The sequence below is a fragment of the Streptomyces sp. NPDC059875 genome (assembly GCF_042731085.1).
In the GTDB taxonomy this organism is placed as follows: Bacteria; Actinomycetota; Actinomycetes; order Streptomycetales; family Streptomycetaceae; genus Streptomyces.
In genome coordinates this window covers 41,698-63,202 of the sequence record NZ_JBHWJZ010000008.1, presented here as the reverse complement: position 1 = coordinate 63,202, position 21,505 = coordinate 41,698, and the positions used below count along the sequence as shown (strand labels likewise).

Annotated in this window: 25 protein-coding genes and 1 pseudogene; 6 read left to right on the top strand and 20 right to left on the bottom strand. The window is 70.7% G+C overall.

The genetic code is table 11. The features are described from left to right. Positions 1-51 precede the first annotated feature (51 nt). A complete protein-coding gene (locus ACFV9D_RS12335) occupies positions 52-888 on the top strand; it encodes a hypothetical protein (protein ID WP_385144476.1) in 837 nt (278 codons plus the stop codon). Here ACFV9D_RS12335 and ACFV9D_RS12330 read toward each other — a convergent pair. Together ACFV9D_RS12330 and ACFV9D_RS12325 are read right to left on the bottom strand one after the other, a co-directional pair. Then, positions 885-1,490: a TetR/AcrR family transcriptional regulator gene (locus tag ACFV9D_RS12330; RefSeq protein ID WP_385144474.1), complete on the bottom strand. Its 606-nt coding sequence runs from the start codon at positions 1,488-1,490 to the stop codon at positions 885-887. The two genes, ACFV9D_RS12335 and ACFV9D_RS12330, sit on opposite strands and share 4 nt — an antisense overlap. Beyond that, entirely contained in the window at positions 1,487-2,254 is a 768-nt protein-coding gene (locus ACFV9D_RS12325) for a TetR/AcrR family transcriptional regulator (RefSeq protein WP_385144472.1), read from the bottom strand. The genes ACFV9D_RS12330 and ACFV9D_RS12325 overlap by 4 nt, the downstream gene beginning before the upstream one ends. 110 nt (positions 2,255-2,364) lie before the next feature. Between ACFV9D_RS12325 and ACFV9D_RS12320 the strand changes: the two genes are divergently transcribed. Then, positions 2,365-3,300, top strand: coding sequence for an ATP-binding cassette domain-containing protein (locus tag ACFV9D_RS12320; protein WP_385144470.1), 936 nt, complete (start codon positions 2,365-2,367; stop codon positions 3,298-3,300). Beyond that, positions 3,293-4,048, top strand: coding sequence for an ABC transporter permease (locus tag ACFV9D_RS12315; protein WP_385144468.1), 756 nt, complete (start codon positions 3,293-3,295; stop codon positions 4,046-4,048). The genes ACFV9D_RS12320 and ACFV9D_RS12315 overlap by 8 nt, the downstream gene beginning before the upstream one ends. Positions 4,049-4,084: 36 nt before the next feature. Here the strand turns inward: ACFV9D_RS12315 and ACFV9D_RS12310 are convergent, their stop codons facing one another. Together ACFV9D_RS12310 and ACFV9D_RS12305 are read right to left on the bottom strand one after the other, a co-directional pair. After that, positions 4,085-5,329: a GNAT family N-acetyltransferase gene (locus tag ACFV9D_RS12310; protein WP_385144466.1), complete on the bottom strand. Its 1,245-nt coding sequence runs from the start codon at positions 5,327-5,329 to the stop codon at positions 4,085-4,087. Between the two features lie 91 nt (positions 5,330-5,420). Beyond that, positions 5,421-6,014: an ABC transporter substrate-binding protein gene (locus tag ACFV9D_RS12305; protein ID WP_385144464.1), complete on the bottom strand. Its 594-nt coding sequence runs from the start codon at positions 6,012-6,014 to the stop codon at positions 5,421-5,423. A gap of 126 nt (positions 6,015-6,140) precedes the next feature. On the opposite strand from ACFV9D_RS12305, the gene dtd reads away from it, so the two are divergent. After that, positions 6,141-6,566, top strand: a complete 426-nt coding sequence (gene dtd, locus ACFV9D_RS12300) for a D-aminoacyl-tRNA deacylase (protein ID WP_385144462.1) — start codon at positions 6,141-6,143, stop codon at positions 6,564-6,566. A gap of 13 nt (positions 6,567-6,579) precedes the next feature. Here the strand turns inward: dtd and ACFV9D_RS12295 are convergent, their stop codons facing one another. The 6 genes from ACFV9D_RS12295 to ACFV9D_RS12270 form a co-directional block, all read right to left on the bottom strand. Continuing rightward, the gene (locus ACFV9D_RS12295; protein ID WP_385144460.1) at positions 6,580-7,545 is read right to left on the bottom strand and encodes a YgfZ/GcvT domain-containing protein; all 966 of its coding nucleotides are present in this window, start codon (positions 7,543-7,545) and stop codon (positions 6,580-6,582) included. A 9-nt stretch (positions 7,546-7,554) separates the two neighbouring features. Continuing rightward, positions 7,555-7,992 (bottom strand): Fur family transcriptional regulator, encoded by a 438-nt coding sequence (locus ACFV9D_RS12290; RefSeq protein WP_385144458.1) that lies wholly within the window; start codon positions 7,990-7,992, stop codon positions 7,555-7,557. A gap of 60 nt (positions 7,993-8,052) precedes the next feature. Then, complete coding sequence (locus ACFV9D_RS12285; protein WP_385144456.1) at positions 8,053-8,625, bottom strand: FABP family protein; 573 nt, start codon at positions 8,623-8,625, stop codon at positions 8,053-8,055. A 227-nt stretch (positions 8,626-8,852) separates the two neighbouring features. Continuing rightward, entirely contained in the window at positions 8,853-9,764 is a 912-nt protein-coding gene (locus ACFV9D_RS12280; RefSeq protein ID WP_385144454.1) for a hypothetical protein, read from the bottom strand. Beyond that, complete coding sequence (locus ACFV9D_RS12275) at positions 9,761-10,609, bottom strand: hypothetical protein (protein WP_385144452.1); 849 nt, start codon at positions 10,607-10,609, stop codon at positions 9,761-9,763. The genes ACFV9D_RS12280 and ACFV9D_RS12275 overlap by 4 nt, the downstream gene beginning before the upstream one ends. Further along, entirely contained in the window at positions 10,606-11,454 is an 849-nt protein-coding gene (locus ACFV9D_RS12270; protein ID WP_385144450.1) for a hypothetical protein, read from the bottom strand. Before ACFV9D_RS12270 ends, ACFV9D_RS12275 begins: the two co-directional genes overlap by 4 nt. Positions 11,455-11,618: 164 nt before the next feature. On the opposite strand from ACFV9D_RS12270, the gene ACFV9D_RS12265 reads away from it, so the two are divergent. Next, positions 11,619-11,981 (top strand): DsrE family protein, encoded by a 363-nt coding sequence (locus ACFV9D_RS12265; RefSeq protein WP_385144448.1) that lies wholly within the window; start codon positions 11,619-11,621, stop codon positions 11,979-11,981. A 27-nt stretch (positions 11,982-12,008) separates the two neighbouring features. On the opposite strand, the gene ACFV9D_RS12260 is transcribed toward ACFV9D_RS12265, so the two are convergent. From ACFV9D_RS12260 to ACFV9D_RS12250, 3 genes are all read right to left on the bottom strand, one after another. After that, on the bottom strand, positions 12,009-12,281 hold the full coding sequence (locus tag ACFV9D_RS12260; RefSeq protein WP_385144446.1) for a DUF3099 domain-containing protein: 273 nt from the start codon (positions 12,279-12,281) through the stop codon (positions 12,009-12,011). Between the two features lie 9 nt (positions 12,282-12,290). Continuing rightward, complete coding sequence (locus tag ACFV9D_RS12255; protein ID WP_385144444.1) at positions 12,291-13,787, bottom strand: hypothetical protein; 1,497 nt, start codon at positions 13,785-13,787, stop codon at positions 12,291-12,293. 78 nt (positions 13,788-13,865) lie between these two features. Further along, positions 13,866-14,330 carry a GtrA family protein gene (locus tag ACFV9D_RS12250; RefSeq protein WP_385144442.1) on the bottom strand — a complete coding sequence of 155 codons (465 nt, stop codon included), beginning with the start codon at positions 14,328-14,330 and terminating at the stop codon, positions 13,866-13,868. 112 nt (positions 14,331-14,442) lie between these two features. On the opposite strand from ACFV9D_RS12250, the gene ACFV9D_RS12245 reads away from it, so the two are divergent. Next, on the top strand, positions 14,443-15,429 hold the full coding sequence (locus tag ACFV9D_RS12245; protein ID WP_385144440.1) for a glycosyltransferase: 987 nt from the start codon (positions 14,443-14,445) through the stop codon (positions 15,427-15,429). 184 nt (positions 15,430-15,613) lie between these two features. Here ACFV9D_RS12245 and ACFV9D_RS12240 read toward each other — a convergent pair. The 7 genes and pseudogenes from ACFV9D_RS12240 to ACFV9D_RS12210 all read right to left on the bottom strand — a co-directional run. Continuing rightward, positions 15,614-17,248 (bottom strand): annotated as a pseudogene (locus ACFV9D_RS12240) (hypothetical protein); the annotation flags it as partial. A 450-nt stretch (positions 17,249-17,698) separates the two neighbouring features. After that, the gene (locus ACFV9D_RS12235; protein ID WP_265867432.1) at positions 17,699-17,986 is read right to left on the bottom strand and encodes a DUF1416 domain-containing protein; all 288 of its coding nucleotides are present in this window, start codon (positions 17,984-17,986) and stop codon (positions 17,699-17,701) included. 47 nt (positions 17,987-18,033) lie between these two features. After that, positions 18,034-18,873 (bottom strand): sulfurtransferase, encoded by an 840-nt coding sequence (locus tag ACFV9D_RS12230; RefSeq protein WP_385144438.1) that lies wholly within the window; start codon positions 18,871-18,873, stop codon positions 18,034-18,036. Positions 18,874-19,024: 151 nt separating this feature from the next. Beyond that, a complete protein-coding gene (locus ACFV9D_RS12225; protein ID WP_385144913.1) occupies positions 19,025-19,105 on the bottom strand; it encodes a putative leader peptide in 81 nt (26 codons plus the stop codon). A gap of 208 nt (positions 19,106-19,313) precedes the next feature. After that, positions 19,314-20,003: a DUF2993 domain-containing protein gene (locus ACFV9D_RS12220; protein WP_385144436.1), complete on the bottom strand. Its 690-nt coding sequence runs from the start codon at positions 20,001-20,003 to the stop codon at positions 19,314-19,316. An 89-nt stretch (positions 20,004-20,092) separates the two neighbouring features. Continuing rightward, complete coding sequence (locus ACFV9D_RS12215; protein ID WP_385144434.1) at positions 20,093-21,301, bottom strand: hypothetical protein; 1,209 nt, start codon at positions 21,299-21,301, stop codon at positions 20,093-20,095. Then, entirely contained in the window at positions 21,237-21,491 is a 255-nt protein-coding gene (locus ACFV9D_RS12210; RefSeq protein WP_385144432.1) for a MoaD/ThiS family protein, read from the bottom strand. Before ACFV9D_RS12210 ends, ACFV9D_RS12215 begins: the two co-directional genes overlap by 65 nt. Positions 21,492-21,505 lie beyond the last annotated feature (14 nt).

The window sequence follows — 21,505 nt, the reverse complement described above, 5'->3', positions numbered from 1 at the left end:
CATAGCTGTCGATAAAGGGTTGTTTCACCACAGGAGGGATACAGTCGGCGAGTGGTCGGGACGAAGGAGCACTCCGAAGGGGCGGGACCGTTCACGACCCGGCTCACCTGGCGACTCGTGGACGGGGGCACGGCTGTCTGGGAGTCGCGCCTGGCGCGCAAGCGTGGCCTGCTGACCGTACGCGCCGAGGGCGAGGCGGAGCCTCGATCCCGAAGGGCGGACAGCGTCTCGGTCGGCCGGATGCGCAGGCTGAACGCCGTTGCCGCGGCCGCGTTCACGATCGGCGGCGCACTCTTCGCCCTCGGGGCCGGGTTGGCCCAGTTCGGTCCGGGCGACGTGACGAGCGCCTGGATCTACTTCGCCGGCGGCCTGTGCTTCAACACCGGCGGGTACGCCTCACTGCTCCAGACCGTCAACACACCCCACAGGGACAGCGAGACCGGGAGGCTCGCCGCGCGGCGCTGGAGGTGGTGGAGCTACGAGCCCGGCAGGATCGACTGGCTCAGCACCTTCCTGCTCTTCGTCGGCACGCTCGTGTTCGGCATCAACCTGCTGAGCTCGCTGCTGCAGGGACTCTCCGTCCAGCAGGTGAACCGCCTCATCTGGGCCCCCGACATGGTCGGGTGCATCCTGTTCCTGATCTCGGGGCACCTCGCGCTGGTCGAGGTCTGCCACGGCCGGCCCCGCCTCCGCGTGCACGACCTCGCGTGGTGGATCGTCGCGATCAACCAGCTCGGGTCGTTCCTCTTCATGGTGTCGGCGCTGGCCGCCTTCACGCGGCCCGCGACCGGATCCCTGGTGAACGTCGACATCGCCAACTGGGGCACCCTCACGGGAGCGCTGTGCTTCGCGGTCGGCGGCGTGCTGCAGTTCTCCGAGCGCCCCTAGAACGCCAGCCCGTCCCGCAGCCCCTCGAACGCGAGCTCCGCGGCCTCCACCGCGTCCCCGTACACCGCGTCCGCGCTCTCCCCCGCCGCGATCCGGCGGACGTTCTCCTCGGCCAGGATCCGCAGGACGGCCACGATCTGGCCCGCCGCGAGCCGCGCGTCCAGGCCGCCACCCCCCAGGGCCTCCGCGAGGGCCGCCTCCGATCGGCTCTGGTACGTGTACATCCGCGCGACCAGCGCCGGAGTGCCGTACAGCAGGCGCTGGAAGGCGAGGACGGCCGGGTGGTCGCAGAGCCCGGTGACGGGGTCGCGCCGCTCCAGGCCGTCGAGGACGTGCGCCCGCAGGGCGTCGAGCGGCGAGACGTCGGCCGGGCGGCCGGAGACCACCCGCGCGGCCTCGTCCTCGTGGTCCGCGAAGCGGTGGAGCGCCAGGTCCTCCTTGGCCGGGAAGTACCGGAAGAGCGTCGGCTTGGAGACGTCCGCGGCGTCCGCGATCTCGGCGACCGAGACGGCGTCGAAGCCCTTCTCCAGGAAGAGGGCGATGGCGGCCTCCGAGATGGCCTGCCGGGTCTGCTCCTTCTTCCGCTCCCGCAGCCCGCTCACGTCCGGCCCTCCCGCTCCACCAGCAGCGCGACCCCGTCGAGGACCCGCTCAAGACCGAAGCGGAACTCGTGGTCCGGCTCGTCCGGCTCCTCCATCACGCCCGAGTCCAGCATCCGCGCCACCGCCGGATAGCGGTCCGGATCCGCGAGGCGCCGCAGGGTGTGGCCGTACCGGGCGAGCACCTCCTCGGGGCCCTGCCCGCTCGCGCTGATGACGGCGGCGAGGTCGGCCATCATCAGCGCCTCGTTACGGACGAAGCCGCCGACCAGCATGATCACCGAGACCTTGGCGCCCTCGTCGAGCCCGGTGCCCTCCAGGGCCACCATCGCCCGCTCCCACCAGGCGACCGTGTTCGGCGTGGCGGGCGGGCCGGAGAGCGGGATGCGCAGCATCCAGAGGTTGCGGTGGTAGACCTCGCGGGCGGCCCAGGCCCACTCCTCCACGCCCGTGCGCCAGTCGGTGCCGGACGCGAGTCCGGCGGGGGGCGGACCCATCGCCTCGTCCTGCATGAGGACGTACAGCTCGCTCTTGGCGCTCACATAGCGGTAGAGGGACATCGTCGAGACGCCGAGTTCCTTGGCGATCCGCCCCATGGAGACCGCGTCGAGCCCCTCCGCCGAGGCGATGCCGACCGCCGCCGTGACGATCCGGTCGAGGGTGAGTCCGGGCTTGGGCCCCTTGGAGGGGCGTTCGCGCAGCCCCCAGGCGGCCTCGATGCTCGCGGGCAGGAACCCTCCGCCGCCCTCGCCCTTGTCGTCCGCCACCTCGGCCGCCCTTCATCGCTTGACGACATCCTAGTAATGCGTAACCCTTACACAGTAACGCGTAATGCATACGCAGTACGAGCGACACGAGTCTCCCAAGGAGCACAGCCATGTCTCCGGCCATCGAAGCCACCGGCCTGCGCAAGGCCTACGGGCCCGTCCCCGTCCTCGACTCCCTCGACCTCCGCGTCGAGCAGGGCACCGTCTTCGCCCTCCTCGGCCCCAACGGCGCCGGCAAGACCACCACCGTCCGCATCCTCGCCACCCTCACGGCGCCGGACGCCGGCCACGCGCGCGTGGCCGGGCACGACATCGTCACCGAGCGCTCCCGGGTGCGCCGCGCCATCAGCCTCACCGGCCAGTTCGCCGCCGTCGACGAGACCCAGACCGGCGTCGAGAACCTGCGCATGATGGCCCGCCTCTCGGGCCTCTCCCGCGCGGCCGCCGACCGGCGCGCCGCGGAACTCCTGGAGCGCTTCGACCTCACCGCCGCCTCCGGGCGCCTCGCCCGGACGTACTCGGGAGGCATGCGGCGCCGCCTCGACCTCGCGGCCGGTCTCGTCCGCGACGCCGACGACACCGCGGTGATCTTCCTCGACGAACCGACCACCGGCCTCGACCCGCGCAGCCGCAAAGAGCTCTGGCAGGTGGTCAGGGACCTCTCCGACAGCGGCACCACCGTCTTCCTCACGACCCAGTACCTGGAGGAGGCCGACCGGCTCGCCGACCGCATCGCCGTCATGGACGCCGGCCGGATCGTCGCCGAGGGCAGCGCCGACGCGCTCAAGTCACGCGTCGCCGGCCACCGCCTCGACCTCGTCCTGCGCGACCGCGAGAGCTATCTCCGGCTCGCGGACCGGGCGGGCCACCACTCCCCCGAGTCGCTCACCCTCGGCGTCCCCACCGACGGCAGCGCCGCCCACGTCCGGGCGCTGCTCGACGAACTCGACCCGGACCGCACGGACATCGTCCGCTTCGCCCTCCACAGCGCGACGCTCGACGACGTCTTCCTCGCCCTGACCGACAAGGAGCCCGCCCATGTCTGACGCCCTCACCGTGACCGGCACCCTGACCGGCCGCGGCATCCGCATCAGCCGCCGCAACATCGACGCCGTCATCACCTCGATGATGCTGCCGATCATGCTGATGCTGGTCTTCGTCTACTTCTTCGGCGGAGCCATCGACACCGGAACCCGGTACGTCACGTACGTCGTCCCCGGCGTCCTCATCCTCTGCTCCGGCTTCGGCTCGGCCGGCACCGCCGTCGCCGTCAGCGAGGACATGAAGGGCGGCATCATCGACCGGTTCCGCTCGCTCGACATCGGCGGTACGCCGATCCTCGCCGGCCATGTCGGCGCGAGCATCGCCCGCAACCTCCTCGCCACCACGCTCGTCCTCGGCGCCGCCTTCCTCATCGGCTTCCGCCCCTCGGCCACCCCGCTCGGCTGGCTCGCCGCGATCGGGCTGCTCGTCGCGTTCATCACCGCGATCTCCTGGCTGTCCGCGGCCGTCGGACTGCTCACCCGCACCCCCGAGGCGGCGGGCGGGGTCACCTTCTTCATGATGTTCCTGCCCTACCCGAGCAGCGCGTTCGTCCCGATCGAGACCATGCCCGGCTGGCTGCACGGCTTCGCCGAGCACCAGCCGGTGACCCCGGTCATCGAGTCGCTGCGCGGACTGCTCCTCGACCAGCCGGTCGGCAACACCCCGTGGATCGCGCTGGCTTGGTGCGCGGGCATGCTCGCGCTCGCGATGACCGCGTCCGGAGCGCTCTTCCGGCGCCGCACCGCATGAGCGCCCCCGGTCCCGCCGGTCCCCCGGTCCCGCCGGTCAGAACATGTCCGGGCACCAGGGCCGGCGGGAGGTCCGCAGCAGGGCGTCCGCGCGGGCGGCGGCCCCCGGCGTGACCTCCTCGACCCGGCCGAGCGCGGCAAGCCGTACGACCGACTCGTCACCGAGCGAGAGGGTGCCCAACTCGGCAATGTCGAAGGCGAGATCGGCGGACTCGGTGGTGCGGGAGCAGCCGGCGCCTTCCGGAGACGCGTCGAGCCGGTAGCGGCCGCCCGCCAGACCGGCCGAATCCCGCAGGTCGAGCACGAGACTGCCGGAGGCTCCGTACGTACGGCCCTCCAGGACCTTGGCGACGTCCAGGACCCGGACCCAGAGCATGTCGGCCTGCGTGGTGACACGGGCGGCGCGCGGGTCGGGCAGCAACAGCGGGAGGAGGTCGTCGGGCGCGCGGTTCCCGGACTTGACCGTGGTGATCCAGTCGATGGAGCAGAGGAAGAGCCACAACGCCCGCTCGGCGGCCGGGGTGACCGCGATCAGGTCCCTGACCGAGGCGGTGTTCAGCGGCTGCTTGCCGTCCTCCCACTTGTCGTCGCAGGTGTACGCGGCGAAGCCCTGGGGCTGGTCCGCCTCGTCGCGGTAGACGACGTAGAACGGCTCGGTCCACGGGGAGCTGGTGAAGGCGCGGCCGGTGCGGACGTCCCAGCTGCGGGTGTCCCGCTCGACGATCCCGGCCCGGACCGCGGCGAGCCGGCGGTGCAGCTCGGGGCCGATCTTGCGGATCTCCTCGGCGTCGGTGAGCTCGATCCGCCCGCCGTCCGCCGGCCGCCCGGTCCGCCGCGGGTCGAGCCCGGCGCGGCGGACGTCCACGGTCCACTCGGTCGTCCAGGTCGCGGGGCCGAAGCCGAACCGGCCGTAGATCGGGTACTCGGCGGCGATGAGCGTGGCGACGGCGTCGCCCCGCTCCTTCGCGGCGGCGAGATCGTGGGCCATCATCCGGCTGAGCAGCCCCTGCCGGCGATGGCTCGCGGAGACGGTGACGGCGCTGACGGCGTCGGCGACGAGCGAGCCGCCGCCGACCGCGCTCAGCTCCTGCGTGAACGAGCGGAAGGTGGCGACGACCCGGCCCCGGTCGAAGACGCCGAGCACCCGGGAGAGATCGGTGTGCGGCAGCCGGTCGGCGACCTCCTCGTCCGACACGACGGGCGGCCGGAGGAAACCGGTGTTGAAGGCCCGGAGCCAGTCGGGGTACTCGGACTCGACGACGGCGCGCACCTCAAGACTCATCCTTCGAGGCTATGCCCGGCCCGCCGCACCCCGCACCCGAGTTTCGCAGCGGTGGGCGTATGCCGACGTACCCGCCGGCCGTCCCACCGCCTCACAGGAGCAGATCGTCCACCTGCGCCTCGCCCTCGCGGTAGCGGCGGGCGATCTCCGCGCTGCAGTCGTCGGCCGTCCGCTGCAAATGCTGCCGCTGCCGCGAGACCTGCTGCTCGTACCCCGCGAGCCGCCCCATCGCCGTGTGCAGCTCGTCGTCCGTCCGCGCGCCGAGATCCGACAGCTCGACCTCGGAGAGCATCTCCGTCGCGAGCCGCCGGTACTCCTCGCTCCGTGGTGTCGACAGCGTCACGTGCCGCGCCGAGGTCCGCAGCCGCGACGGCGCGTCCGCCAGGATCTCCGAGAGCCGGTCCAGGACCGGCGCCTCCGGATCCGTACGCCGGGCCAGCTCGGCCCGCAGGATGTCGATCCGGCCCTGCAGCATCCGCCGTACGTAGCTCAGGTCGGCCTCGTCCCCCTGAGCGTCCCGGCGCAGCGCGCGCAGCTCCGGCAGCCGCAGGGTGCCGATGTCCGGCTGTGGCCGTTCCGGCAGCGCGGGAGCGGCCGTCCGCTGCAGCGGTGGTCGTACGGCCGCGCCGACTCGGGTCAGCGGTACGGGACCGGACGGCGTCTGCCCGGCGCCAGGTGCACTCATGTGAATCGTCCCCTCGACCGGTGCGGAGCCGCACCGCCTGACACGCATGGTGCCACTCCGCACGTGCACGTGCAGGCGCTCTGCACCCGTTCAGCCCCAGATGCGTCGGTCGGTAGGTTGGTCCGTATGCGAGCAGTGGTGCAGAGAGTCGACGGCGCGAGCGTCGTCGTCGCAGGAGAGACGGTCGGCGAGATCGTCGGCGAAGGACTGTGTGTGCTGGTGGGAGTCACCCACGAGGACACGCCCGAGAAGGCGGCCCAGCTCGCCAGAAAGCTGTGGTCCGTCCGGATCCTGGAGGGAGAGAAATCCTGTTCGGACGTTAATGCGCCCTTGCTGGTGATTTCTCAGTTCACCCTCTACGGGGACGCCCGCAAGGGCCGCAGGCCCACCTGGAACGCCGCCGCGCCCGGCCCCGTCGCCGAACCCCTCGTCGACGAGGTGGTGGCGCAGCTGCGCGCCCTGGGCGCACGCGTGGAAACGGGCCGGTTCGGAGCGGACATGCGCGTCTCGCTCACGAATCACGGCCCGTTCACGGTCCTGATCGAGGTCTGAAGGAACTGCCGGGCTACGGCTCGACGACGGTCTCCTGCGCGGCGGCCGTGTCGCCGGCGAGCAGCTCCGCGTCCACCGGCACGTTCCGCTTCACCATCGCCAGCGCGATCGGCCCCAGCTCGTGGTGGCGCGCCGAGGTGGTGACGAAGCCGAGCTGCCGGCCCTCGGCGCCGTCGGCCGCCAGCCGGAGCGGGGTGCCGTGGCCCGGCAGATGGACCTCGCTGCCGTCCAGATGCAGGAAGACGAGCCGCCGCGGCGGCTTCCCCAGGTTGTGGACGCGGGCGACGGTCTCCTGCCCCCGGTAGCAGCCCTTCTGCAGGTGCACCGCGCTGCCGATCCAGCCCAGCTCGTGCGGGATGGTCCGGTGGTCGGTCTCGAAGCCGAGCCGCGGCCGGTGCGCCTCGATCCGCAGCGCCTCGTACGCGAGGATCCCAGCGGCCGGACCGTGGGAGGCCGCGAAGGCCTCCAGGTCGGCGCGGGGCAGGAACAGATCACGGCCGTGCGGGGTCTCCCGTACGACCAGCCCCGCCGGGACCTCGGCGATGGAGCCGGCCGGGAGGTGGACGACGGCGAAGTCGTCCGTACGGTCGGCAACCTCGACCCGGTAGAAGAACTTCATCGACTCCAGATAGGCGATGAGCTCCTCGCGCGTGCCGGGCTCGACGTGCGCCCAGACCGTCTCGCCGTCGTCGACGAGGTAGAGCGCGTGCTCGATGTGGCCGTTGGCGGAGAGGATCAGCGCCTCGGTGGCCTGGCCGACCGGCAGCTCGCTGACGTGCTGGGTGAGCAGCAGATGCAGCCAGCTCAACCGGTCGTCCCCGGAGACGGCGACGACACCGCGGTGCGAGAGATCGACGAAACCGTCGCCCGCGGCGAGGGCGCGCTGCTCACGGAACAGATCGCCGTAGTGCGCGGCGACGCCTTCGTCACGGCCTTCGGCGGGGACGGCGCCGGGCAGGGACAGCAGAGGGCTCTTCATGGGGCAAGCCTACGACTGCGTACCGGCGTCCTTGTTCGAGCAGTCCTGACATCGGCCGAAGATCGCGAAATGCTTCATGTCCGTCTCGAAGCCGAAAGTCTCCCGGAGCTTCCCGGTGAACTCGGCGGCCACGTCCACGTCCGCCTCGATGACGTTCGTACAGTCCCGGCAGACCAGGTGGAGGTGGTGGTGCCGATCGGCGAGGTGGTACGTCGGCGCCCCGTGCCCCAGATGGGCGTGCGAGACGAGCCCGAGCTCCTCCAGGAGCTCCAGGGTCCGGTACACGGTGGAGATGTTCACACCGGACGCGGTCTTGCGGACCTCACCGAGGATGTCGTCGGGGGTCGCGTGCTCGAGCGTGTCCACGGCCTCCAGGACAAGCTGGCGCTGGGGCGTCAGCCGGTAGCCGCGCTGCCGCAGGTCGCTCTTCCAGTCGGTGCTCACCACGCCCCCCAGTGTAGGAGGGCGTGGGTGCACACGGCTGTGTCTCGCGTCCGCTACTTCGTCCTACTTGAAGAAGGCGATGCCGTCGTCCGGCAGGTCGCCCAGGCCGCGGGCCATCTCCGCGACCTCCTCCGGCGTCACGACCTTCTTCAGGTGCGCCGACATGTACGGGCGGAGCGGGACCTCGGGGGTCGCCTTCTCGCCGACCCACATCAGGTCGCCCTTGACGTAGCCGTAGAGCCGCTTGCCGCCGCTGTGCGGCCGCGAGGTGGCGGTGCGCGCGACCGCGTCCGTCACCACGTCGATCTGCGGCTTCTTGTCGGCGAGCTCGCCGTACCAGATCTCCGCGACGCCCTGGTCGCGGACCATGACGATCTCGACCTTGCGGTCCTTGTCGATCCGCCAGTAGCCGCTCTCGCTCTCCAGCGGACGGACCTGGTTGCCCTCGCTGTCCAGGACCCACGAGTGCGAGTGGTACTCGATGAAGTCACGGCCGTCGTGGCTGAAGGTCACGGACTGGCCGAAGTTGCACTTCTCCTCGCCGGGGAAGTCGGCTACGCCCGCGCCCTCCCATGTTCCGAGGAGGAACACGAGGGGGACGAGGTCCGGGTTGAGGTCGGACGGGATCTCGATCATGAGCAGCTCTGTCGTTCCGTAGAGGTGATTAGCGCTGGCCCTGGTACAGCTTCTTCACGGCCAGACCGGTGAACGCGAGCACGGCGACGCAGACCAGGGCCAGGAGGGCTTCGAAGAAGATGATCACAGGTGCTCCTCGAATGAGCGGTGAAGGCAGAACGGGCCGGACCCCAGCTTAGTCTGCGGGGGCCCGGCCCTCTCTGTGAGGTGGGTCCAGGGCTGTCCGGTCAGCCCAGGAGCTGGTTCTGCAGCGCGACGGTCTGCTGGAACGGGACCGTGAGCGCCTCCCCCTTACGGGACTGGGTGATCAGCGCGAGGGTGTCACCGGCCTGGATGTAGGCCCAGCGGGTCTGGTCGGCGTTCTGCGGCAGCTCCACGAAGGCGTACGGGACCGTGAACGGCACACGGATGTCGCTCGGGAACTCGCCGTCGATCTGGACCCCCTCGACCCCGTCGAGGAGCGGGCCGTCAACGGTGCCGGCCTCGAGCGCGTCGTCCTTGAAGGCCTCCGCGAAGGCAACCGAGTTGAACCGGAGCAGGTGGATCCGGGTCGTGGTGCCGTCCGGCATGGTCCAGCCCCGGGCGGCGATGTGCCGGAGGGCGGACTCGGCGAGCGGCACGGACAGCTTGACCCGGTCGTCCTTTCGGTACTGGGACAGGAACTGGTCCACGCTGACCCAGCTGCCGTTCAGCTTCGGGTCGGGCGTGGCTCCGGCCGGAGCGGGCAGGAGGAGCTTGCGCAGGTCGGCGTGGTGGATCTCGCCGGTGTTGCCCTCGGTGAAGGGCCTCGGCACGCCGACCGGGAGGGCGGGAAGGCTGATCTTCGGGTACGCCCAGCGGCCGTCGCTCTCGGTCGCGAGACCGGGCACGTCGGTGCGCTCCATGGAGGTGATCCCGAGGGCGGTCCCGGTCCCGATGCCGGCGCACACGAGCACGGCGGCGGTCAAGCGGGCGACGGCCCAGAGGAGCGGCTTGCGGGAGGGCTTGGCGGGCTCGGGCTGCGCGGGCAGGGACTCGGGCTGCGCGGGCAGGGACTCGGGCTGCGCGGGCAGGGACTCGGCGGCCAGCGCAGGAGCGGCCTCCGCCTCCGCCTCCGCCGCCTCATCCCTCTCCGTCTCCATCTGCTGCTCGGTCGTCATACGTACTCCCCCGGGGACTTGATGTGGTCCAGCTGCTTCTTGACCAGGTCGGCGACCTCGGACTTGTCGAACGGCTTGGCGCCGGCGACGGTGACCGTGACCGTGACCTCGGAGTCGTACGCCATGCAGGTCATCTCCTCCAGCTGCTTGCCCTTCTCGTCCTTGTCCAGGTCCTCGTCCGGCGGAAGCATGAAGCAGGCGGAGTTCTTGTGGCCGCTGATCTTCGGCCCCTTGGGGAACTCGAAGAGTTCGAAGAGGCGCTTGCTGACCGCGAACGCCTCACGGAGCTGTTTCTTGTCCTTCATCTGCGTGATGCGGACGTACACGACCGTGTTGCCGTCCTGCGCCGCGAAGGAGCGGACCGCGATGCCCTTGAGGCCGAGCTTCTCGACCTCCTTCTCGTACTCGCGGCGCTTCTTGCCTGCGAGCCCCTTGCCCTCCTGCTTCAGCAGCGCGCGGGCCTCCTGCTCGCTCAGCTCGTCGTCGTTGCCGTACGACTCGGTGTCGGGGCCGAGCTCGTACCCCTCAGGCACGGGCAGGAGCAGCTTGCTCATCGGCGTCGACGCCTTGCCACGCGTCACGCTCAGGGCGGCCGGGTCCTCGTCCTCCGCTGACGTCTCGAGCGCTGCCCAGGTGATCGTCTCCGCGCTGCGGTCGGCGGAGTCGACAGTGACGGCGGTGTACGTGACGCCGCCGCCGATCGCCCCGAGGACGAGGACGGCGGGAAGGACGACGGTCAGCAGCTTGCGCCCACGGCGAGGCTTCCGAGGATCGGCCTCGGGCACGTCCACGGGCGCGGCGAAGGGGTTGTCCGACTCGGTCACGGTGTTCAGGTCCTCGCTCACAGGCGCCCCAGCTGCTTCTCGGCCACCGAACTGATGTCCCTCGCGGAGATCTTTTCGGTGTCGTTGATGAAGATCGCGACCATGATGTCGCCGCGGTGGAAGTACGCCCGGGCGTGGTACGAGTCCAGGTAGCCCGCCTTCCGCTCCACCGGGAACAGGTAGTAACGGCCGTTGGCGGAGCCCTTGATCGGCTCGCCCTCGGACCGGGCGTACTCCTCGTCGGGCATGTAGTCCATCTGGCTGTCGGCGTGGTCCTGCGCGCCGTCGAAATCACTGGAGCGGTACTGGACCAGGGCGATCTCGGTCGTGCGGTACTTGCCGGTCTGCCAGGACGTGGTCGCGATGCGCCGCACTCTGTTGCCCAGCTGATGGTTCAGCGCGCCACCGGGATTGTCGAAATCCCTGGCGTACGCGGGCACCGTCATCCACCCGTCGCGGTCACCGAACACCGTGTCCTTCGCTCCCGCGGGCCGGGGCACCAGCAGCTTGCGCAGATCGCCGTCCGTCTTGACCTTGCGGTCCTCGGCAGCGGTCAGCGGCGCCGGCTTCTGGCCCTTCGGGAGCGGCTTCGGGTAGGCGAGGTCCGGCTGGTTCAGAGCGGGCAGCGGCGTCGGCTCGCGCTCGGCCTGGATGCCGTACCCCACCGCCGTACCGCCGACGATGCCGAGGACGGCGGCGACGGCGATCAACGCGACGGTACGGCCGACCCGGCCGCGGCGCGGCGTCTCCGCAACCGCCTCCGCGTCCCAGGCCGGCACCGGGTCCGGCAGCGGGTCCGGCTCCGCGACCGGCTCCGCGACCGGGGCAACCGGCTCCGCGACCGGTTCCGCGTCCGAAGCCGGCACCGACGCCGACGCCGACTCCGGTGCGATTCCCGGGTTTTCCGTAGTTTCCTTGGCTTCCAAAGGGTCCCCCCACGAGACCTGAAGCGCAGATTCCGTAACCCGCGCACCCAACTGACCCGCGAGTGGTGCATGGGGTTGCAGTGGCTCGCATTACAGTTCGGTATATGGCGAAGAAGCTCGTGATCAAGGTGACCGCCGGGGCCGACGCCCCCGAACGCTGCTCCCAGGCCTTCACCGTCGCCGCGGTCGCCGTGGCCAGCGGGGTCGAGGTCTCGCTCTGGCTGACGGGCGAGTCGTCGTGGTTCGCGCTCCCCGGGCGCGCGGCCGAGTTCGAGCTGCCGCATGCCGCGCCGCTGCCGGACCTGATCGAGTCGATCCTGGCGGCCGGGCGGATCACGCTCTGCACGCAGTGCGCGGCACGCCGCGAGATCACGGAGAAGGACGTCCTGGAGGGCGTACGGATCGCCGGCGCGCAGGTCTTCGTCCAGGAGGCCATGACGGACGGCACCCAGGCGCTCGTCTACTGAGTCACAGCTCTCGGCGTCGTCGCCGGGTCAGCGCTCCCCGTGCTCCCCGCGCTTCTTGCCGTCGAGCTCGTCCCACCACTCGTCGGACTGCGGGTCTCCGGACGGGTCGTCCCACCAGCGGTCCTCGGGCCCCCGCCGATTCGCGATCATCGCGGCGAGCGGCGGGATCACCATGGCGACCACGCACATCCCGATCGCGACCGGCATCGAGAACAGCCGCACGACGGCCCACGCCCCCACGAAGAGCACCAGGCAGATGCCCATCATCCAGAAGTAGGTGTGGCGCCGCCGCGCGTACATACCCTCAGATTACGACCGGACGTCGACCCCGGACAGGTCGGCGGCCGGAGCCGCTCCCTCGCCGTCCCGCTCGCGCGGCGTGACGAGGTCGGCCTGGGCCTCGGCGGCGTCCTGCCCGCCGGTACCGGCCTTCGCCGACCGCCCCAGCCACAGCAGCAGGAGGCCGAGCGTGCCGGCGAGCGCGGGCCAGTAGAAGTACCGGAAGTCACCGGCAGGCACCGTCGGCAGGTAGCCGGCGAAGTACGCCACCCCGCTGATCCCCAGCACCCGGACCGGCATCGCGTACAGCCCGCGGCCCGGCCGGAACGTCAGCGTGAGGCCGACGGCCAGCCAGAACCAGCCGGCGAAGAGGAACGGCAGGTCCTCGCCCATGCCGACGACGTAGTAGCGGAGGATCGCCTTGCGGCGCTCGTCCGGCTCGCCGATTCCGGGGATGTCCGCCAGGCTGCCGTTCTGGAACGTGTATCGGCCCTGGAACAGCACCTTCGAGAAGACCTGCAAGCGGTACTCGGCGTACTGGGGCAGGTGGCTCGGCATCTCGCTGACCCACATGGAGGTCAGCTCGTCCGCGTGCCGGCCCAGGTCCGCCAGACCCGCCGACTTGTCGCGCGGGTAGCACCGCCAGTAGGCGTCGGACAGGTTCTTCTCGGGCAGGCACGCCTTGGCCGTGATGACCATGTTCTGCTGGAAGTCCGGCGTCGTCGCGGCCTTCCCGGCCGCCTCGCGCACCTCGTTCACGGTCAGCACGTGCACCAGGTCGTCCAGCAGGATCTGCGAGAACTGGCGGGTCTCCACCGGCTTGGCGATGCCCGAGACGACCCCGCTCGACACGGCGAAGGCGGCGATCAGCGCGCCGGCCGAGATCAGCCACTTCCGCCGACCGGGCGCGCGCCACAGGGCGCGGACGAGCATGAAGAAGACCGGGATGCCGGCCAGCACCGCGTTCTTGCGGACCAGCAGCGCATAGGCGATCAGGAGCACGCCGAGGACCAGCAGCGCCCAGCGCGTACGGGTGCGGTCGGCCGGCAGATCCCGGGCGACGAAGGCGACGGCGCAGGCGGCGAGGAGGGCGAACGCCATCTGGACGTCCTTCCACACCACCCCGGTGAAGTTCATGACGAACGGGGCGAGGCCGATCGCGAGGATCGCGAGGGAGCCGACCCGCTTACCGGTGCGGACCCAGACCCGCCAGGCGATGACCCACAGCGCCGACCACAGGACCGCGGACTGCAGCGCGGCCATGGCCCCGGCGCGACCGGTCACGTCGATGAGCGCGCGCCACAGCAGCGCCATCACGGGCGGGTGCCAGTCCGTCATGGTCTGGTTGCCCAGCGCCTGCTGGAGCTGGTCGGAGCTGTCCAGGCTCAGGAAGCCGGGCGAGAAGAGGAGGGCGGTGCCCCAGCCGCAGAACACGGCGATGGCGGCGAGAACCCACGGCCACAGCTTTCGATCCGACAGATTTGACCACATCCGCGAGATCGGTCGCACGGGTCGCTCAGGTCTCATGGAGCCGGAGCCTAACAGCACAAGGTCGACACGCTTCACCCACCGAACGTGCATCCGGTGGGCACGAACGGGCTGCTGTCACGCGGCCTGGAACACGTAGCGGCGGTAGACGACGAACCGGACCAATGTGGCCACCGCCCAGCCGAAGAGACGGGTGACGTTGTCGGTGAGCGCCGAGTCGAATCCCAGCTCCCGCGACAGGAAGACCGGTGCGGCCGTGATAACGATCCCGGCAAGATTTACGAGGACGAACACGACGACCTCGCGCGGCGTCGTCTCCGTGCGCTGCTCCCGATACGTCCAGTGCCGGTTGCCGACCCAGCTGACGACCATCGCCGCGGCCGTGGCGACCACCGAGGCCAGGACCGGCAGGGACGCCATGGGCCCGTCCACCGCACCCGGAAGGCCGAAGACCAGGAGGTTGTAGCCGCCGGCGTCCACGACGAAGGCGAGCGCCCCGACGACCCCGAACTTGGCTACTTCCCGCCACAGAGCACGGATGACGTCACGCAGACGGAGGCGGAGGGAGACTTGTGCGGACATGAAAAAGAGAGTAGCCGCAGGGTATTCTCACACGTCTCCACACCATGACCACTCGTCGTATCAACATGCCCCGCTCGCGTCGTGGGTAAACGACCAGCCGAAGGACCAAGAGATGAGACCCACGATCGCCTGCGTCGTCCCCTGCTACAACGAGGAGGCGGCCATCGGCAAGGTGGTCCGTGACCTGCGTGCGGCGCTCCCCGAGGCGGAGATATACGTCTACGACAACGCCTCGACCGACCGCACGGTGGAGGTCGCGCTGGAGGCCGGCGCGACGGTGCGGCACGAGCGTCGCAAGGGCAAGGGCAACGTCATCCGTCGGGCCTTCGCCGACGTCGACGCGGACGCTCTGCTCATCATCGACGGCGACGACACCTACGACGCCTCGCGGGCGCGCGAGATGGTCGACCTGCTCTTCGAGGGCCCGTACGACCACGTCGTCGGCGCCCGCCGCGAGACGGTCGAGGGCGCCTACCGCCCTGGTCACGCGGTCGGCAACAAGATGCTCACGGGCGCGGTCCGCACCCTCTTCGGCAACGACGTCACCGACATGCTGAGCGGCTACCGCGTCTTCTCGCGCCGCTTCATCAAGTCCTTCCCGGCGCTGTCGCACGAGTTCGAGACCGAGACCGAGATGACGGTCCACGCGCTGAACCTGCGGCTCCCCACGGCGGAGATCCCCGTCGACTTCAAGGACCGCCCGGCCGGCAGCGAGAGCAAGCTGCGCACCTACCGGGACGGCTGGCGCATCCTCAAGATGATCCTCGGCCTGGCCCGCCGTCAGCGTCCCTCGCTCTTCCACAGCGTGCTCGCCGGCCTGCTCGCCCTCGTCTCCCTGGGCCTCGGCACGCCGGTCATCGTCGACTACATCAACACGGGCACGGTGCCCCGCTTCCCCACGGCCATCCTCGCCGCAGCGATCATGACCATCGCGGTGCTCGTGCTCCTCGTGGGATACATCCTCGAGTCGTTCATGCACCTGCGCCAGGAGCAGTCCCGCCTCGCCCACCTCGCCTACCCCGCCCCGAGCCGCTCCCCGAAGCAGCTCGACGCGGACGAGACCCCGAGCCGGCAGCAGGAATCCCTGGCCCGCTCGTAGGACCCCGGTCCGGGGGCTTCCCCCCGGACCCCAGGATCGAAGAGGAGGGCCGGGTCACCCGGCCCTCCTCTCGCTTCACCGGACATGCGTGCCCGCATCCGGCGGTTCATCGAGCTGATCTCAACCGTTGCCAGGGGGCTGTCTGCGACGCGCCGCCTACGGTGGCGTCCAACCGTTCCCGAGGACTGAGCGGGAGTGAGTCCTGTTGCCAGGCCTGTTGCTCAGCCGAACGTCCCGAACGGTGTAGGGCGTTCTGGTTCCCCGCGTTCGCTCCGCGTCCGGGCGGCGCGCATCGTGTGCGCGGTCCGGGGACGCGGGGGCGAGGTTCCTCACGCCCAAGAGAGCCCGGTCGGGCCTGGACGGTCCGATGCCCCACACGATCGCTCTGGTCATGTGGGGGCGGTGCCGTCCGTCGCCGGATCGGATGCCCTTGGGCGCGCCTTCCGATCGCGATGCTCGCCGCATCGTGACGGGTGGTCTTCCGTGACTTGCTGGTGAGGGGCTTCTGCCAGTGCTGGGCTCCCCACCGGCTGGTGTAGGCCGGATCGACGGCAATGATGTCGATGCCGGTGGCGTCCGCCATCGAAGCCAACCGCGCCCGCAGCTTGCCGGTCGGCATTCCGGAGATCACGCGCCGGAACTGCTTCTTGCGGCCGTGCTTCTCACGTGTCTTCTCCGCCCTGAAGTCCAGGTCTTCGACGGCAATGGCTTTCACGCGGCAGGCTCGTGCCCAATGCAGGAGCCGGGTGAGGGTGTGGCGGACCTGGGCGTCGCGGTGATCGGCCGACCCGGTCAGGTCGTAGAAGAAGCGACGAGGGTTGCCGATCGGGTTGCCGTGGACATCGAGACGCCAGGCGGCGAGGTGGTCGGCGTTCATGTCCACCCCGATCACACCGCCGCCCAGTGCGGCGGACAGCGGGACCGTCCGGGCCGGGGGATTCTGCCAGGAGGCGGTGAGGTACCAGCGCCCACGCTGAACGTCGTAGTGGATGCGGTACGCGACCGCCCGGTTCGCCTCCACCCGGTCTGCCCACTCGCCGCCCCGGTGCACGAACCGCACCCGCGATGTGAGCACGTACCGGCCATGGCTGACGTTTGCCAGATGCTTGAGCGGGGTGGGGAGCTTGATCGATACCTCGCCGTCGGGAGTAACGCGGATGGTCTCGTTGCCGTACCGCTTCCCCGACTCCCCGTCCGCCTGGCAGAACCAACGCTCGGCTTCCCACCGCGTACGCCACTCGACCTCAGTGAGCTGCGCGGCCTCAAGGTGGTGCCGAATGCGGGCCAGGCGCTTCCCGCCGCGTACCACATGCACGACACCCGCCTCCCGGTCGGCCCGTGCGGCGGCCAGCCGGTTCTCCAGCACCCGCAGGCGCCGCGACTTCGCGTGCCACTCCCGCCGGGTCCGGTATCCGCCCGGGGCATGCTTGGAGCCCCTCTGCCCGACGGCGAGGGACAGGCGGTGCTTGATCGTACGGATGCCGGCCTCAAGAACCTGGATGTAAGCGAGCTGACACCTGCGGGCCAGCGCCCACTGATCATGCGTGGCCTTCGTGATCGCCCCTGCCCAACGCGACGACGAGACCGGGGTGAGCTCCCGCTTCCGCGCCGCCCACGACTCAGCCGAGTGCCCCACCAGCCCGTCCTCACAGCGGGACTTCAGGTCTCTCGACGCGAGCGAACCCAGATGCGCACCCGCCAGCTCAAGGACCTCCTCGTCCCCAGGGGCAAGGTCGTTGAGGCGCGTACGGATCGCCACACCCGACGGTCCCGGAACGACGAACGCCGGAGCGATCGCCCGCAGCGCGGAGTCAGCCATGCCAGGCCGCCAGCAGCACCCGGCGGGCGCATGCCCCAAGTGCCCCCGCCCGCAAAGGCGTCGGCAATCCCTGCACCCGCACCATGAGCTTCACACCGCCCACCGTGCCACCACCGCCCGCACAAACACACCACTACCGCACGCATGCACCACAACAAGCGACAGCTCAAACGCGCGTTCCCATCCACCGTGCATGCGCTACGGAAAATGTCCGCCCTCCTCGTCGCCGACTCATCGAGCAGCGCCCCGAAGCGGCCTTGCCGGCACAGGAAGACCGAAGGGCCGTGCCTCAAGTCCTGGAATAGGCGTCCAACCCGCCAGGAGGCACGGCCCTTCGGCCGGTAGATGGGGCTTCGCGCTGCGCCGACTCCGGCGGCCGGAGGCCGACGCAGCTGCTCGAAGCCCGTGAGGCGCCCCCGCGCCGAGCGGCGCGAGAGGCGCGTCAGGAGATCACACCGCGATGGCGACCTCCGCGAGACCACCGTGCTGGGCCACGACCTGGCGGTCGGCGGTGCCGCCGGGGACCAGGGCGCGGACCGTCCAGGTGCCCTCGGCCGCGTAGAAGCGGAACTGGCCGGTTGCGGAGGTCGGGACCTCCGCGGTGAACTCGCCGGTCGAGTCCAGGAGGCGGACGTAACCGGTGACGGGCTGGCCGTCCTTGGTCACGTAGCCCTGGATGGTGGTCTCACCGGGCTTGATCGTCGAGGCGTCGGGGCCGCCGGGCTGCGCACCGCACATGTCTTCTGTCCTTACGGGTCGGGAGGTCCGGGGAGGGGTCCGGAGGATTACTTGTTGGCGCCGAGCTCGATCGGCACGCCGACCAGGGAGCCGTACTCGGTCCACGAGCCGTCGTAGTTCTTGACGTTCTCGACGCCGAGCAGCTCGTGCAGCACGAACCAGGTCAGCGCGGAGCGCTCACCGATGCGGCAGTAGGCGATGGTGTCCTTCGCCAGGTCGACCTGCTCGTCCTCGTAGAGGGCCTTGAGCTCGTCATCCGACTTGAAGGTGCCGTCGTCGTTGGCGTTCTTCGACCACGGGATGTTGCGGGCGCTCGGCACGTGGCCGGGGCGCTGCGACTGCTCCTGCGGGAGGTGGGCCGGGGCGAGCAGCTTGCCGGAGAACTCGTCGGGCGAGCGCACGTCGACGAGGTTCTGGGCACCGATCGCCTTGACGACGTCGTCGCGGAAGGCGCGGATCGAGGTGTCCTGGGCCTTGGCCTTGTACTCGGTGGCCGGGCGGGCCGGCACCTCGGCGACGAGGTCGCGGGAGTCGAGCTCCCACTTCTTGCGGCCGCCGTCGAGGAGCTTCACGTCCTGGTGGCCGTAGAGCTTGAAGTACCAGTAGGCGTAGGAGGCGAACCAGTTGTTGTTGCCGCCGTAGAGGACGACCGTGGTGTCGTTCGCGATGCCCTTGGCCGAGAGGAGCTTCTCGAAGCCCTCCTGGTCGATGAAGTCGCGGCGGACCGGGTCCTGCAGGTCCTTGGTCCAGTCGATCCGGATCGCGTTGCGGATGTGGTTCTTCTCGTAGGCCGAGGTGTCCTCGTCGACCTCGACGACGGCGACCTGCGGGTTGTCGAGGTTCGCCTCGACCCAGTCGGCGTCTACCAGGACGTCGCTGCGGCTCATGCTGTTTCTCCTCCGGGGCAGTGTTCGGCGGTGTGGCGCGGGGTGGTGCGGGTACGCGTCATCGCGGTGTACGAGGCGCGTACGGCTACACGAGGGGTGGCCCCGACGGATCGTCGAAGGGCCTGAGGAATACGGGAGTCGGGCGTCCCGCTCAAATGGAGCGACAGAGCATGGCGGCGACGCGGCACAGGTCTACTGCCCGCCGCTTCGTGAGATCCGCCTGTCGCTTCATGGCCACGATCGTAGGGACGGACAGGCAGCCGTGTCACCGGTGTGTCGTATTTTGAGACGCGATCGTCCGAGATGTGGGACGTGATCACACGGAAAGGGGCTCCGGCCCGGCTCCGGACCGAGGTGTCCAGGTTCCGCTTCTACGGATCGGACACGGCCGTCTCAGCATGTGGCCGAGCGCACCCGTGGCGCCGGACCAAGGGGGCGGATCAGCCCGCCAGGACGACGTCCTTGCCGGTCACGGTGATGGCCACCCCGTCCTCGCGGGCCTCGACCTTCTCCAGCTTCATGCCCGCCGGCAGCCCGCCGATCTCCCGGTCGAAGTCCGTGCGCTTCCGGACCAGACCCTCGAGGCCGGGAATGCCGTCACCGGGCACCTCGTCGGCCCGCACCCGGATCGTGTCCCCGTCGACGAGCGTCACCGACGAGACGACGCTGCGGGTGAGCGTACGACCCAGGATCTCGACCGCGCCCGTGACCTTCACCTTGCCGTTGCCGCCGTAGGCGACCTTCACCTCGCGCTCGGAGGCCGCGGCGAGGTCCGCGTACGAGATCAGCGCGGTCCCGCTGACGGTGCCCGCGCGGGCGCTCGTGTAGTCCTCGTTCAGCGTCACGTCGTGGAGCGCCGCGGTCAGCTCGCCGATCCGGATCTTCCGGCCGCCGGCCGTGGCGTCGACCCCGGTCAGCACCACGTCGACCTCGTCGAACCGCTTGTCCATCGCCTGGGTCAGGAAGGGGAAGCCCTTGATGTCGACGTCCGTCGAGCCGGCCCGCGCGGGGCCGAGCCGGACCCGGTCGGCGGCCTCGGACTCGGCGTAGGCGACCGCGAGGCGGTCGACTCCCACGAAGAGCCCACCGAGCACGATGGCCACGATCAGCAGTATGCGCAGTGCCCGCATGGCCTGTCCGCCCCCAAGAAAGTCTCCGGCCCCCCGACACGAAGATCGACGCGTCGGGGGGCCGGATGGTTCCCGGGAGCTGCCAGGGGTCAGGCGAGCGCGCGGCCCAGCAGATAGACGGCGGGGGCGGCGACGGTCAGCGGGAGCGCGACCCCGGCGGTCATGTGGACGAAGCGGGACGGGTAGTCGTAGCTCGCGGCCCGCAGCCCGACCAGCGCGCACACCCCGGCCCCGAGGCCGAGCAGCGCCCCGGAGGCGCCCAGGTCGGTGAGCCCGCCGGCCGCGATGCCGGCGCCCGCGGCGGCGAGGAGCGCCACGACGACGGAGGCCGGGCCCGGCAGCGGCAGCGCCCGGGCGAGCACGGCGGCGGCGACGGCGACCCCGCCGACGACCACGGCGTCGGGGGCGGCGCCGAGGTGCCCGGTGGCCACGATGGTCAGCGCGGCCGAGGCGACGGTCGCCATCAGGCCGTACATGCGCTCGTCCGGGTCGGCGTGGCTGCGCAGCTGGAGGACGAGGGTGAGGAGGACCCAGACGCCGAGGGTGCCCATGATCGCGGCGGGGGCGTTCTCCCGGCCGGCGGCGAGCAGCGCGACGTCGGCGGTCAGGCCGCCCGCGAAGGCCAGGGCGATGCCCTGGCGGGCCGGCCACATGCCGTTGAGCCGGAACCAGCCGGCCGCGGTGACGGCCTGGAGCAGCACGAGCGGCACGAGCAGCCCGTACGGGCCGACGGCCGCGCCCGCGGCGAGCAGGATGCCGAGGCCCGCGGTGAGGGCGGCCGGCTGCATCCCGGGCTCGATGATCGGCGAGCGGCCCTCGGCCCTGGCGCGCTGGGCGTCGGTGACACGGGTGTTGCCGCCCGTGGTCGGCGAGCTGTACGGGGTGGCGTCGGCGGCGGCCTGCGGCTCCGCGACAGGGGCCGGGGCCGGGGCGCCGTACGCGGCGGCGTCGTACGCGGCCCGCTCGTAGGCGGACGCGTCGTAAGGAGCCGGCGTCTCCGGGGGCAGCGGGTGGGAGCCGGAGCCCTGCGGCGGCAGATACGTGGTGTCGTACGTCACCGGCTGCGGCGCCTGCCCGCCCGCGGGCCGGACCACCGGCTGGTACTGCGTGTCCCAGGTCTGGCCCTCCCACGTCTGGGTGACCTGCGGGTCCTGGTAGCCGTACTGCTGCCCTGCGTACGGGTCGTGGCCCGGATCGTACGGCTGCTGCTGATCGCTGCTCATGCTGTGCGGTTCACCCTCCTGCGAACGGCGGGAGCACCTCGACCGTGCCGCCCTCGGCAAGGCGTACGGTCTCATGCGCGCGGGTCCCGACGGGGTCACCGTCGATGAGGAACGAACACCGCTGGAGTACGCGGACGAGCTCGCCCGGGTGCTTCTCGCGGGCCGCCTCCAGCGCCTCGGCCAGGGTGTCGGCGGTGTACGGCTCCTCGGCGACACCGGCGGCGGCCTTGGCCGCGGCCCAGTAGCGGATGGTTCCCGCTGCCATAACGGCGCTCCCTT